This window comes from Pikeienuella sp. (assembly GCF_046290545.1).
In the GTDB taxonomy this organism is placed as follows: Bacteria; Pseudomonadota; Alphaproteobacteria; order Rhodobacterales; family Rhodobacteraceae; genus Pikeienuella.
This window is the reverse complement of the sequence record NZ_JBKAGV010000017.1, coordinates 599,407-612,656: the sequence shown is the minus strand read 5'-3', so window position 1 is coordinate 612,656 and position 13,250 is coordinate 599,407. Positions and strand designations below refer to the sequence as shown.

Annotated in this window: 12 protein-coding genes; 2 read left to right on the top strand and 10 right to left on the bottom strand. The window is 70.5% G+C overall.

Annotated features, from left to right (window positions below):
* Positions 1-3 precede the first annotated feature (3 nt).
* A complete protein-coding gene (locus ACE37J_RS19465) occupies positions 4-2,031 on the bottom strand; it encodes a molybdopterin-dependent oxidoreductase (RefSeq protein WP_409714568.1) in 2,028 nt (675 codons plus the stop codon).
* Positions 2,032-2,138: 107 nt separating this feature from the next.
* On the opposite strand from ACE37J_RS19465, the gene ACE37J_RS19460 reads away from it, so the two are divergent.
* A complete protein-coding gene (locus ACE37J_RS19460; protein WP_409714565.1) occupies positions 2,139-2,759 on the top strand; it encodes a glutathione S-transferase family protein in 621 nt (206 codons plus the stop codon).
* Here ACE37J_RS19460 and ACE37J_RS19455 read toward each other — a convergent pair.
* The 6 genes from ACE37J_RS19455 to ACE37J_RS19430 are packed head-to-tail and all read right to left on the bottom strand — an operon-like array spanning position 2,744 to position 7,899.
* Positions 2,744-3,298: a gamma carbonic anhydrase family protein gene (locus ACE37J_RS19455; RefSeq protein ID WP_409714562.1), complete on the bottom strand. Its 555-nt coding sequence runs from the start codon at positions 3,296-3,298 to the stop codon at positions 2,744-2,746. The genes ACE37J_RS19460 and ACE37J_RS19455 overlap by 16 nt on opposite strands.
* Entirely contained in the window at positions 3,295-4,524 is a 1,230-nt protein-coding gene (locus ACE37J_RS19450) for a CaiB/BaiF CoA transferase family protein (RefSeq protein WP_409714559.1), read from the bottom strand. Before ACE37J_RS19450 ends, ACE37J_RS19455 begins: the two co-directional genes overlap by 4 nt.
* A 1-nt stretch (position 4,525) precedes the next feature.
* The gene (locus ACE37J_RS19445; RefSeq protein WP_409714556.1) at positions 4,526-5,491 is read right to left on the bottom strand and encodes a hypothetical protein; all 966 of its coding nucleotides are present in this window, start codon (positions 5,489-5,491) and stop codon (positions 4,526-4,528) included.
* Positions 5,488-6,369, bottom strand: a complete 882-nt coding sequence (locus ACE37J_RS19440; protein WP_409714553.1) for a hypothetical protein — start codon at positions 6,367-6,369, stop codon at positions 5,488-5,490. The genes ACE37J_RS19445 and ACE37J_RS19440 overlap by 4 nt, the downstream gene beginning before the upstream one ends.
* Positions 6,370-6,376: 7 nt before the next feature.
* The gene (locus ACE37J_RS19435) at positions 6,377-7,171 is read right to left on the bottom strand and encodes a hypothetical protein (protein WP_409714550.1); all 795 of its coding nucleotides are present in this window, start codon (positions 7,169-7,171) and stop codon (positions 6,377-6,379) included.
* Positions 7,171-7,899 carry a DUF6478 family protein gene (locus tag ACE37J_RS19430; RefSeq protein WP_409714547.1) on the bottom strand — a complete coding sequence of 243 codons (729 nt, stop codon included), beginning with the start codon at positions 7,897-7,899 and terminating at the stop codon, positions 7,171-7,173. Before ACE37J_RS19430 ends, ACE37J_RS19435 begins: the two co-directional genes overlap by 1 nt.
* Before the next feature lie 123 nt (positions 7,900-8,022).
* On the opposite strand from ACE37J_RS19430, the gene guaD reads away from it, so the two are divergent.
* Positions 8,023-9,327, top strand: a complete 1,305-nt coding sequence (guaD, locus tag ACE37J_RS19425; protein WP_409714544.1) for a guanine deaminase — start codon at positions 8,023-8,025, stop codon at positions 9,325-9,327.
* Between the two features lie 26 nt (positions 9,328-9,353).
* Here guaD and ACE37J_RS19420 read toward each other — a convergent pair whose 3' ends face one another.
* The 3 genes from ACE37J_RS19420 to ACE37J_RS19410 form a co-directional block, all read right to left on the bottom strand.
* Positions 9,354-10,772, bottom strand: coding sequence for an O-antigen ligase family protein (locus ACE37J_RS19420; RefSeq protein ID WP_409714541.1), 1,419 nt, complete (start codon positions 10,770-10,772; stop codon positions 9,354-9,356).
* A gap of 103 nt (positions 10,773-10,875) precedes the next feature.
* Positions 10,876-12,180 (bottom strand): lyase family protein, encoded by a 1,305-nt coding sequence (locus ACE37J_RS19415; protein ID WP_409714538.1) that lies wholly within the window; start codon positions 12,178-12,180, stop codon positions 10,876-10,878.
* Between the two features lie 86 nt (positions 12,181-12,266).
* Positions 12,267-13,241 carry an Ig-like domain-containing protein gene (locus ACE37J_RS19410; protein WP_409714535.1) on the bottom strand — a complete coding sequence of 325 codons (975 nt, stop codon included), beginning with the start codon at positions 13,239-13,241 and terminating at the stop codon, positions 12,267-12,269.
* Positions 13,242-13,250: the final 9 nt, after the last annotated feature.

Genomic DNA, 13,250 nt, shown 5'->3' with positions numbered 1-13,250 from the left:
GGCTCAGGCCCGCTCCACCTCCACCGAAGCGCCGAAACCGTTCTGGCCGACCGAGAACCAGAAGAGGCCGAGCGCCGCCTCCGGCAGGACGGAGGCGCCGTCTGTCAGCGCGTTGGCGCCCGGCCATCCGTCCCGCATCCAGACGGCGCCGGCGGGCATCCGCGGAGTGACCTTCGCGGCGGCACGGAATTCGCCGCGGTTGTTGCGCAGGATGATCGCGTCCCCGTCCTCCACGCCGCGCGCCTCCGCGTCCGCCGGGGCGAGCCAGAGCTGCGGCTCCGGCTCCCGCGCCACGAGGTCGGGGAGGGCGCGGCCATGGTCGTAGAAGGAATGGAAATGGGCGAAGCTCCGCCCCTGAGCGAGGCGGAGCGGATGGGCGCCGTCCATCGCCTCCCCGGGTTCAGGGAGCGGCGGGAGGCCCATCGCGGCGGCGCGGTCGGAGACAAACTCGATCTTGCCGGAGGGCGTGGCGAAGACGCGGCCGGGATGGCCGACGGGGTCAATGGCGAGCGGCAGGCGACCGCCCGCGGCGCGGAGCTTCGCAACCGTCGCGTGGCCGGTTCCGGGATGGTCGAGCACGGCGTCGATGGCGGCTTCCTGATCGGGCCAGGGATAGACATCCTCCATGCCGAGCCGGGCGGCGAGGTCAGCGAGGATGGCCCAGGAGGGCCGCGCCTCGCCCGCGGGCGGCAGGGCGCGCTCGGTCAGATGGACCCAGCCGTTGGTGGATTTCACCCCGATCTCCTCCAGCCAGATCGTGCCGGGGAGGACGACGTCCGCCGCCTCCCGGATCGTCTGGTTCATGAAGATGTCATGCGCGACGACGAGATCGGCCTTCGCGAAGGCGGCGCGCGCGCGGTTCGTGTCGGCGAAGGCGGAAAGCGGATTCGCGCCGAAGGAGTGGAACACCTTCACCGCCCCCGTCTCCATCGCTTCGACGATGTCCTCCATCTGGTTGGGGACGACCGGGCCGGCGGGGCGCCGCGCCTTCGCGGAGATGTCGACGAAGCCGGCGCCGTGGCTCCGCGCGCCGTGGCGCGGGCCGAGGCCGCCGCCGGGGCGGCCGTAGTCCCCGGTCAGCGCCGGGAGGCAGGAGATCGCCCGGGCCGCGCGCCATGTGTTCGCGCCCTTGTGGAGCGAGGAGCCGCCGGCGACGATCATCGCCGGGCGCGTTCTTGCATAATCGCGGGCGAGGGCGGTGATGCGCGCTGCCTCCACCCCCGTCTCCGCCTCCGCCCATGCGGGCGTGAAGCGGGGGAGATGCGCTTCGAGCGCGTCGAAGCCTAGCGTGTGGGCGGCGACGAAATCGGCGTCATGGAGCCCTTCGGCGACGATGACGCGCATCATGGCGAGGGCGAGCGCGGCGTCGGTTCCCGGCCTCACGATCAGGGTTTCATGGGCCAACGCGCCGGCCTCCGTCTTCCGCACGTCGATGCAGACGATCCGCGCGCCGCGCCGCTTCGCCTCCTCCACATGGCGGATGGTCTGCGCCTGGCTGACGGTGTTGGCGCCCCAGAGCAGGATCATCGCGGAATTCGCGCCCATATCCTCCTTCGTCGAGGTATCCAGCGCGCCGGTGATGCCGAAGCCGAAGCCGCCCATGCCCCAGCAGATCATCGCCGGGTTCCAGAACTGGTCCCCCCGGAGATTGGCGAAACGCTCGACCTGCGCGCGCTTCACGCCGACGCCGTAATCGTTCGCGGCGAGGCCGTGGCCCGGCCAGAAACCGCTCGCCCCCGGGCCCGCCGCCTCCATCCGCGCGGCGACGAGGCTCATGGCCTCCTCCCATGTCGCCTGCCGGAACGCCCCGCCCCGCCGCTCCCGGATCAGCGGATGGAGGAGGCGGGCGGGGTTGCCAACGATCTGGTGCGCGGCGTTCCCGCGCATGCAGAGGAAGCCGAGGGAATCCGGGTTGGTCTCGTCCCCGGTGATCGAGAGGAGCCTCTCACCCTCCACCTCCGCCTTCATGCCGCAAAGGGTGGGGTGGCAGTTCATCGGGCACATGGTGGTGATCGTGCGGCGTTCGCTCATCTCGCTCTCCCTCGCTGGCGAGAGCCTACGCCGCCCGCCGCGACGCGCAAGCGGGCGCTGGCGCGCGAGCGCGGAATCGGCGAGGGTCCGGGCGAGAGGGAGGCGCCATGCTCATCGTCCATCACCTGAACAATTCCCGCTCGCAGCGCGTGCTCTGGCTGCTGGAGGAGATCGGCCTGCCTTACGAGCTGCGCGCATACCAGCGCGACGCGAAGACGAACCTCGCGCCGCCCGCGCTTCGCGCCGTGCATCCGCTCGGGAAGTCCCCGGTCATCGAGGCGGAGGGGCGGGTGATCGCGGAGAGCGGGGCGATTGTCGAATGGCTCTGCGCGCGTCATGCGCCGCAGATGATCCCGGAGGCGGGCACGGCGGCGCATGACGCGCATCTCGAGCTCATGCATTTCGCTGAAGGTTCGGCGATGACGCCGATCCTCCTCAACCTCTACGTATCCCGCCTCGGCGAGGCGGGCGCGCCGCTGAAGCCGCGGATCGAGGAGCAGCTCGCCAGCCATTTCGGCCATATGGAGGCGATTCTCCGCCACTCGGGCCATTTCGTACTGGACGATCTCTCGGCCGTGGACGTGATGCTGAGCTTTCCGGCGGAAGTGGCGATCAAGCAGGGCTTCGGGGCGAAGTTGCCGAAGCTCGCCGCCTTCGTCGACTGGATTCACGCCCGCCCGGCCTGGAAGCGGGCGCTGGAGAAGGGCGGGCCCTACGCCTTCGCCTGAGGCGCGAGCATCGCGCGGAGGTCTTCCTCCGAGAACCGCTCCACGCCCTTGGCGTAGTTGAGGGCGTTGATGTGGTAGAAGCGCGCGTTGACGAGGTTCGCAGCCCCGCTGTCCCGCACCTTCACCAGCTTCGCGGGCACGCCGGCGATGATGGAATTCTCGGGAAACTCCGCGCCCTCGGAGACGATGGCCTGGCCGGCCACGATGGAATTCGCGCCGATCTTCGCGCCGTCCATCACCGTCGCGCCGATGCCGATGAGGCAGCGATCCCCGATCTCGCAGCCGTGGAGGACGACGCGGTGGGTGATCGAGCACTCCTCGCCCACGATGGTCGGCGTCGAATAGCCGACATGGATCATCACATGATCCTGCACGTTGGTTCGGGCGCCAAGGCGGATCTCGTGCATCTCCGCCCGCATCACGACATAGGGCCAGACGGAGACGCCCTCCGCCATCGTCACCTTGCCGTGGATGAGGGCGGTGGGGTGGATGTAGGCCGCGCCTTCGTCCTTCACGTCCGGGCCGAGATGGGGATTCATCCGAGAGCGCCCTTCGCGCGGAGCGCCGCTTCGTCGAAGCCGAGCTCCGCCAGCACCTCCGCCGTATGCTCGCCGACCATCGGCGGCGGGCGGCGGTAGGTGACGGGGGTGGCGGAGAGCTTGGCCGGGTTGCCGAGCGTCTCCACATAGCCCTTGCCGGCGACCGGGTGCGCCTGCTTCACGCGGGAGCCGCGGCCGAGCGCGTGCGGGTCGTCGATCGCCGCCGGGATGTCGTTGACCGGGCCGCAGGGGACGCCGGCGGCTTCGAGGATCGCCATCCACTCGCCCATCGGCTTCGTCTTCGTGATCTCGTGCATGAGCGGGATCAGCGCGTCATGGTGGACGACGCGGGCGGGATTGGTGCGGAAGCGCTCGTCCGCCGCCAGTTCGGGCCGGCCGGCCGCCTCCGCGAAGCGGGCGAACTGGCCGTCATTGCCGATGGCGATGATGAACCAGCCGTCCGCGGCCGGGAAGGTCTCGTAGGGGACGACGGTCGGGTGCGCGTTGCCGCGGCGGACCGGGGTCGTCCCCGCCGTCAGGTAGTCCAGCCCCTGGTTGATGAGCCAGGAGATCTGGACGTCGAGAAGGCCGAGGTCGACGTGCTGGCCCTTTCCCGTCGCATCCCGCACCCGGAGGGCGGAGAGGATGGAGACGACGGCGTACATCCCCGTCATCACGTCGGTGATGCCGACGCCAACCTTGGTCGGCTGCCCCTCCGCATCGCCGGTGACGGACATGATCCCGCCCATGCCCTGGATGAGGAAATCGTAGCCGGCCCGCTTTGCGTAGGGCCCGGTCTGGCCGAAGCCCGTGATGGAGCAATAGACGAGGCCCGGGTTGCGGGCAGAGAGGCTGGCGTAGTCGAGCCCGCGGCGGGCCAGGTCGCCGACCTTGAAGTTCTCGATCAGCACGTCCGAACCCGCGGCGATGTCGGCCAACAGGGCGGCGCCGGCCTCCGTCGCCATGTCCACCGCCACAGAGCGCTTGTTGCGGTTGGCGCAGAGGTAATAGGCGCTCTCGCGGGTGTCGTTCCCCGCGGCGTCCTTCACGAAGGGGGGGCCCCAGCCGCGCGTGTCGTCGCCCTTGCCCGGCCGCTCGATCTTGATGACGTCGGCGCCGAGATCGCCGAGAAGCTGCGCCGCGGTCGGCCCGGCGAGGATGCGGCTCATGTCCAGCACGCGGAGGCCGGTCAGCGGCCCGTCCCTGAATGCGGTCTCTTCGGTCATCTCAGGCTCCTCCCGCGGCCTCGCGCAGCGCGGCGCGGAGGCGGGCGCGCGCCTCCGCCGCGGCGCCGGCCCAGCCGCTCCATGTCCAGTCCGCGCGGGCGCGCAACTCCGCCGCCAATCCCCCATGACGCAGATCGCGCCCGCGTTCAAACAGATATTCCGCGAGCGCCGGCGCGCTCTCGAAAAGCGGCAGGCGCCAGATATCCGCCCGCCCGAAAGGCGCCGGGCCGGCGACCAGCGGCGTCGCCCCGCGCGCCAGCGCGTCCAGCGCCTCCGCCCCCGCGCCTTCGGGGAAGAGCGCGAAATCGACGGCCCGCCAGAAGACGGCCTCCGCCGTCCCTTCCGGCGCGAAGGCGGGCGGGAAAGGAAGCGGCGGCGGCGCGAGCGCAGCTGCGGCGGGGCCGCCGACGAGAAGGTCGGGTTGGAGCCCGCCGCCCCGCGCGCGCATCGCGGCGAAGAGGGCCTCCGCCGGGCCGGGCGTCTCGGCCCAGAGGCCGGCGAGCGGGCGGGGACCGGGCCGCGCCGCCCGCGCCCGGCGCCGCCCGGCTCCGAGCCAGGGCGCGGCGAAGGCTTCCCCGCCCGCGGGGCGTACACCCTCGGCCTCCCCTTCCGTCTCCGTCAGCGCGAGGCCGCCCGGCCCGGTTGCGCCTGCGACGCGGTCGAGAATCAGGCGCGGGCCGGGGGGCGGCGCGAAGTCCGCCGGGTTGGCGACGAGGACGAGATCGAAGGGGCGCGAGAGATGGAGCGAAGCGGCGGCGGCGGACGCCTCGCCCGGCGCGGCGAAGCCGGGGACGGCGCCTGCCGCGCGGAGCCGCGCCGCGGCTTCAGCGCCGGGCGGAGCGGAGACGAGCGCCAGCGCCTCCGCCGCCGCCCCGGCCTCGCGGAGGAAGGCGAGGAGCGAGCCGCGCCGCCGCGCCCGCGCCGGATCAAGGTCGGAGACGAGGAGGACGCGCGCGCCGCCGCTCATTCCGAATCCGCCGCGGCGATGCGCTCCGCCTCCTCCCAGATTTCACCTGCGCGCCGCGCCCGCTGCGCCTCCGTCCAGAGCTCGGAAATCTCCGCGCCGGGGAGACCGGGCGCCGAGAGCGCGAGCCGCGCCGCCTCCCCCCGCTCACGCGGCGCGGCGCGGAGCCGCCAGAGCGGGCCCGCGCGCTCCGCCGTCGCCGGCAGGCCGGGCGTCAGGACGAGCGGATCGGGCGCGCCGGGCGGGAGGCCGGAGACGGTGACGCCGAAGGTCCGCCCGGAACCGAGCGCGGGAATCGCGAGCCGCGCGACGCCGTCCTCCGCGAAGACGGGGCGCCCGGCGCCGAGCGCCTCGTCCCGCTGGCGCTCGTCAAGACTGTCGAGCGCGAGGAGCGGGTCGAGCAGCGCCTCCGCCCGCAGGGGGCTGTGGCGGAGGCCGGCGAGGCCCTTTCCGACGAAGGCGCGGAGCGCGTCGTATTCGTCCGCCTCCGGCGGCGGGAGGCCGGCGCAGGCTTTGGCGGCGCGGGGGGAAAACCAGATCCCCTCCCCCGTCTCGGGGTCGAGATAGGCCGGCGCCATGCCCCCGGGCGCGCCGAAGCCGCGGAGCGCGTCCGCCGGCGCGGCGCGGAGCGCGGCCTCCCCGCTGCGCGCGTCGACAAGGAGCCAAGCGCCGGGCGGCGCGGCGCCGGTCCAGAGGATGGGCGGGAGCCACAGCGACGGCGCGCGCCGGAGCCCGCAGGCGGGGCGGAGCGCGGCGCGGGCGAGCGGGGCGGCTGAGGCGGCGGCCAGCGGCGAGCCGACGCCCTCCGCCGAGAGGAGGATCGCCGGGCCGCCGAGCGCCGCCGCGACCTGCGCGAAGGCGATTTCCGCCGCGAGGCTCATCGGCGGCTCATTCCCGAACCTCCCAGAGCGGCTCCTCCTCCTCGTCCTCCGCGGCGGCGGCGGCGCGGATCGCGGAGCGCTCCGCCCTGTCCCGCATCTCAAGAAGCGCGTCGACCTCGGCGAGGGCCTCCGCCACGATCAGCGGCCGCTCGCTTCGCGTGAGGACGCCGCCGGCCATCGCCTCCCGGAAGGCCTGTTTCAGGAGGTCGAGCTCGGCGCGAAGGCTCGCCACCTCGGCCACGAGATCGCCTTCGAGCGCGGCCCCGGCGGCGAGGGGATAGGCGGCGAGGCGGGAGCCGTCCGCCGCCGCGAATTCGAGGACGGCGACGCCCTCCCCGAAGGCTGCGGCCGGCGCGTGGACGTCAAGCGACCACCGCCCCGGCCCTTTGGGCGCGAGCGACCCACGCGCCAGCACTTCTCCGCGGAGACGGAGCGCTATCTCGGGCGCCGGGCCTTCACCCGCCGCGATGACCTCACCGCGGAACCGGCCGGCGGAAAAGCGCAGCCGCTCGATCTTCAGGAAATCCGCCATTTCCGACCCCTCCCGATAGCGGGCGAGCGCGCCCTGCCCGGTGAATTCCGCCTCCAGGAGCGTCTCGCCCTCCGTCGTGACCTCAAGGCGCCGGCCCTCCGCCTCCCGCGGCAGGCGGAAGGCGAAGGCGCCATCCGGCCCGACCGCGAGCCGCTCCGCCGCCACGCGCCCGTCGAGCGCAGCGACGATGCGCGCCGGACGACCGGCCGTGGGCGCCGCCCGGCCGACGATCTCCCCCCGCGCCGGATCGAGCCGCGCCTCGCCCCGCATCAGGCAGGCCCGAGCGAGAGGGAGAGGTCGCGGAAAGTCAGCGCCGCCATGCGCGGCCGGTCGAGAATGAGATCGAGCCAGAGCGAGTCATCCTCGCGGACCGGGAAGGCCGCGCGCTCCGCCGCGAACCTGAAGGCGTGGCGGCCGGAGGCGAGTTCGCCCTCCTCGGCGATTTCCGTCCGCGCGCCGGGGCGGGCGACGACGAGGCGAAGAAAGGCCTTCACCGGGCGCGAGGCGGCGAGGTCGATCTCCAGCCGCACCGCCTCGCCCGGACGGGGGTGGGGCAGGTCCGCCGGCGGGGCGAGCGAGAGGGAGAGATAGGCGCCGTCGAATTCATAGGCTTCGAAGGCGAGCGCGAAGCGGGAAGCGGCGCCCTCCACCTTCCGCTGCGCCAACATGAAGGCGGCGCCCGGCCCCGCGTCATGGTGGAGGGCGAGCCCCGCGCCAAGCGCGGCGCCGGGCTCCGGCCGCAGCAGCGCGGCCGGCGAAAGAGGGCGGAGCAGCGCGTCGGGGCGCCAGCTCCAGCGCGCGCCGGGCGCGGGCGGCGGGGGCGCCGGGGCGAGGCGCGCCTCGGCCCGCGCTGCGAAGCCCGCAAGCTCGGCCTGCCGGCGGCGAACCACGGCGAGGAAGGCCCCCATGTCCCGCGCCGCGCGGAATTGGCGGCGCCAGTAGCGCGCGAAGAGCCTTTCCCTCAGCCCGCCGCCCATGAACCGACCCTGCGCCGCCATCGCCTACCGCAGAGGTAGCGCGAAGGCGCCCGGCCCGTCGAGTGCACGGGGGGGATTCGCGCTGCGGCCCGGCGGGCCGCCTCGACGCTTGGCGGCGGGCGCGGCTTCGGCTACCGCTGCCTCATGGCGGATCACGGCGTTCTTCTTCTCGGCCGGACCTTCGGCTTCCGGGCCGATCCCTTCCTCGTTCCGCCGGAGGAGGCGATCGACTGGCGCGAGCGCGGGGCGATCCTCCTGCGCGGCGGTCTGATCGAGGCGGTCGGAGAGGCGGACGAGCTGATCGCCGCGCATCCGCAGGCGCGGCGCGTCGATTGCGGGCGGCGGATCCTCGCCGCCGGGTTCGTCGACTGCCACAACCATTACCCGCAGACCCGGATCATCGCGAGCTGGGGCGCGCGGCTGATCGACTGGCTGAACCGCTACACATTTCCCGAGGAGATGCGCTTCGGCGACCCGGCCTACGCCGCGGCGGTGGCGGAGGATTATCTCGACCTTCTCCTCGCCAACGGAATCACCGCCGCTTCGGCCTATTGCACCACCCATCCCGAAAGCGTGGACGCGCTCTTCGCCGCGGCGGAGCGGCGCGGCATGGCGATGACCGCCGGCAAGGTGATGATGGACCGGAACGCGCCAGAGGGCCTCATCGACGATGCGCAGCGCGGGCATGACGAGAGCGCGGCGCTGATCGCGCGCTGGCGCGGGCGGGGGCGGCTCGCCTACGCTGTGACCCCCCGCTTCGCGCCGACTTCGAGCCCCGCACAGCTGGAGGCGGCGGGCGCGCTCTTCGCAGCGAACCCGGATTGCGCGATGCAGACGCATCTTTCCGAGCAAACCGAGGAAATAGCGTGGGTGCGCCGGCTCTATCCGGAGGAAGCCGATTATCTGGCCGTCTACGAGCGCTTCGGGCTCGTGCGCCCGGGCGCGATCATGGGCCATGCGATCCATCTTGAACCACGGGAGATAGCTGCTCTGGCGGCGCGGGGCGCCGCCGTCGCCCATTGCCCGACCTCGAACGCCTTCATCGGCTCCGGGCTCTGCGACGTCATGGGCCTCAAGGCGGCGGGCGTGGAAGTCGGCCTTGCGACGGATGTGGGCGGCGGCTCCTCCTTCTCAATGCTGGCGACAATGCGCGCGGCCTACGAGATCGGGCAGCTCCGGGGCGCGGCGCTCCATCCGGCGCAGCTTTTCTGGCTGGCCACGGAGGGCTCGGCCCGCGCGATGCGGCGGCCCGAATTCGGGCGGCTCTCACCGGGCGCCGCGGCGGACATCGTCGCGCTCGATCCGGAGGCGACGCCCGTCCTCGCGCAACGCTCTGCGCGGGCGGAGAGCCCCTCCGACCTCCTCTTCGCGCTCCTCATCATCGGGGACGACCGCGCGGTGGCGGAGACGTGGGCGGGCGGCGTGGCGATGAAGGGCGGGCTCGGCTGAGAGGCCGAAGGCGTCGGTCTTGCAAATCAGAGAACGGTGCGGCGCCCCGGTTTCGTCTCCGGCGGATTGACGGCAGCCGGCGGCGTCCGGCCGCCCGCCGGGCGCTCCGCCGCCTCCGCCCGCATATCGCCGAACACGGCGCGCCTGACGACCTCCTGAGGGCGGGCCTCCTCCATCCTTTTCGGCTGTGCGTAAAACAGAAAGCAGGATGCGCCGAGCAGCATGTAAGTCAGCGACAGGGTGTCTAGCCACACGGCGACCGTCGCAAGCACCAGCACGAGGCCCGTGAGCATGACCGCCACAGAGAAATTCGCCCTGACCCAATCGGGGTCGGGGTCGGAATAGTTCTTTCCAACCTGACGGTAGAGGAGAAAGAAAACGGCGGCAAAGGCAACGAACGCGGGGAAGCCGTAGGCGACGGCAACCACAAGCCAATGGTTGTCCACGCTGTCTTTCATCCACCACGGCATGGTCGGGATTCTTCGGTATCCAATTCCCAGTATCGGCGTTCTCCAGAATTGCTCCATGCCGTACTCAAATATAAGACGTCTCATGAACGCCGTTCCGGGGCTAAATGCCATACGCTCGGCAATAGCATAAATTGCCGGGCGATTCGAAGCGACTTCGAGAATAAGATAAATCACCCCTGCAAATCTGAACAAATTGATCCACGGCTTCTTCATGTTGCGGGTGAGCAACCAATAAGTGACTACCGCCCCCTGAAACAGGATCGAAAGGAGCGGGCCGCTCGATACCGACATCACACATGCTATGGTCATCAACACGCAAATCAAAAGTCTGGCAAATGACGGAACATCACGAGCGAAAGCCACAAAAAAGGCGCCAACAACAAAGGAACAAAAATATCCAAAGTGTATAGGATGGGAAAAAACAACCTGAGCTCGGTCAAGCCCAAATCTACAGCAGTACTCAACATCAGATATAGTACCAATTCCCATGCTGGTGAACAAATGGGGAATTACGAAATCTGTAGTTAATGACTCATAAATCGAAAACGGCAAGAAAAACACAACAAGGCACACAATCAACAAAATCAATGCGCGAAAATCCGAAAAAGAGCGGATTGAATATCGCGCCACCAAGTAGCCCCCAAGAATGTATATCAGGTGCAAGGGCACGTTTATCAAAGAAAATTTCAAAGGATGATGCAAAAACATAGCAAATGAAAACCATGCGCAATAAAATAGAACAAACTTATCGGCAAGAAGAATGCCGCCGGGCAACTTGCCCGAGAGCAACTGGATCACAAGCCAAGGGGTCAAGATCGCAAAGAAGACCCGACCCGGATCGAGCAGAATATCACCAACCAGGAAATAGGCGGGCGTAAGCAGGATGAGCAGGGCGAGGCCCGCCAGCCACGGCGCGCCCTTTGCGCCCGCGACGCTGGTTCGCGTCGAGGCGTCGAAGGTTGAACTCGCAGTCACTGCCGCTCGAGTCCGGCGTGGGTATTCATGGAGCTCCTCCGGAGCGTGACCTGATCCAGTCGTAGCATATATGGCCTCGGAGTTTTGAGACCATTTACGGAACTCACCGACGCGCGATCTCGGGCGCAGCCCCGAGATAGGCGGCGGGGTCGAGCGTCGCGGCCCAGTCGACCGGCGCGTCGGATGTCTCCGCGAGGATGTCGCGCAGGGGGCGGCCCTCGGCCGCCGCCCTAGCGCAGGCCGCCTTCACCAGCGCCTGCGCCTCCGGTCGGCCGATATGCGGCGCGAGCGCGAAGGTCGCCGCCTCCGCGAGCGGAAAGTCTCCCGCCACGCGCAGCGTGCGCGCCATCGCCGCCGGGCGCGACTCCAGCGCCGCCGCGAGCACCTGTGCATGGCGGAGCGCAGCGCCGCTGGCGACGACGATCTGGGGGAGGGTCAGCCATTCGAGCGCCCAGGCTGCGCCCTCCCGCTCCTGCGCGTGAAGCTGCGCCTCGAAGAGCCGCCCGACGATGCCCGCATTCGCTTTCGCCAGCGCGACGAGCGCTTCGGCCCACACAGGATTGGCCTTGTGCGGCATGGTCGAAGAGCCGCCGCCGGGCCCGGCGGCGATCTCGGCCACTTCGGTCTGCATCAGTTCCCGCGCATCGAGCCCGATCTTGCCAAGGGCCCCCGTCATCAGCGTGAGGGCGGCGCCGATCTCGGCGATCCCGTCCCGCGTCGCGTGCCAGGGGACGGGATCGTGCGCGAGGCCGAGTTCGGCGGCGAAGGCGGCGGCGATTTCCGGCCCCTTCGGCCCGAAGGCCGCGAGCGTGCCCGAGGCGCCGGCGAGCGACGCGCGAAGGCTCCTGCCTTTCGCCTCCCCGATCCGCGCACCGGCGCGCAGGAGCGGCGCGCGCCAGATCGCGATCTTCGCACCGAGCGTCGTCGGCGTGGCGATCTGGCCGCGTGTCCGCGCGGCCATCACCGTTTCCGCCTCGGCAGCGGCCTTTTCCGCCAGCGTCGCCACAAGGCTGGCGAGCCGCCCCTCGAGAATTTCAAGCGCGCGCCGCAGGCGGAGGACAAGGCCCGTATCGAGCATGTCCTGGCTCGTGGCTCCTAAATGCAGCCATATCCCCGCATCGGGCGGCAGCGTGGCGCGAAACGCATCCACGAAAGCCGGCACAGAGACGCCGGCTTCGGCGACGCCGCGCGAGAGGGAGGCCGGATCGAGCGACGCCTCGGTCGCCGCCCTCGTGATCGCCGCGGCGGCGGTTTCGGGAACGAGGCCGAGCCTCGCCTGAACACGGGCGAGCGCGGCCTCCGCCAGCATCAGGGCGCGAAGCTCCGCAGCGTCTGAAAAGAGCGCGCCGATCTCGGCGTCGCCATATAGATCGCGCCATAGCGCACTGTCGAACGGAGTGACTGCCATCGGAGCGTTCCTCCCCGCGCGCGATAGCAGAGCCGGCGTCGGTCGACCAGCCCCGCCCGCGCCGCATGGGCGCGGGCGGGATGGACTCACCCGAGATTGAGCGGGTTGGCGAAGATGAAGTTATCCGCCGTGAAGTCCTCGGCGGAGAGCCGGTCGCCGATCTCGTAGTGGAATGCGAGGTTGTTCGACTCGGCGTGAAAGATCGTGATGAGCTTGGAGTCCGGCTGCTGGCCGGCTCGGTCGAAGATCACCAGTTCATCGAAGCTTTCCGCGCCCCAGGCCGAGATGTCGAGCTGGTCCATCGAGGCGTCGAAGCGGCGGAACTGGTCCCCGTCGCCGTCGCTGAGGATGAACGTGTCCGCCCCCGCCCCGGCGATGAAGACGTCGCGCCCCGCGCCGCCGTCGATGATGGCGCCCGTGCCTGGGGCAATGAGCCGATCGCCTCCTGCGGTGCCGAAGATGAAGGGGCGATCCTCCTCGCCAGCGACCTCGATCGTGAGCGTCGCCGTCGCGACATCGAAGCCGTCCGAGATCGTGTAGAGGATCGTCTCCGTTCCGGAGAAGCCGGCGTCGGGCGTGTAGGTGAAGGAGCCGTCCGGGAAGACGCTCAGCTCGCCGTTCGCCGCCTGCTGGAACGCGGTCACGGAGATCGGGTCGAAATCCGGGTCGCTGTCATTGGCCAGCAGCCCCTCGCCCGCGCCGATGGTCAGGTCGTCCCCGAACCCGGTCGTGTAGTCGTCGTCCACCGCGACCGGCAGGTTGTTCGCCTCGACCACGATGGAGAGCGTCGCCGTCGCGACATCGAAGCCGTCCGAGATCGTGTAGAGGATCGTCTCCGTCCCGGAGAAGCCGGCGTCGGGCGTGTAGGTGAAGGAGCCGTCCGGGAAGACGGCCAGCTCGCCGTTCGCCGCCTGCTGGAACGCGGTCACGGAGATCGGGTCGAAATCCGGGTCGCTGTCATTCGCCAGCAGCCCCTCGCCCGCGCCAATGGTCAGGCCGTCCCCGAACCCGGTCATGTAGTCGTCGTCTACCGCGACTGGCGTTCCGTTCGCTTCGACCACGATGGAGAG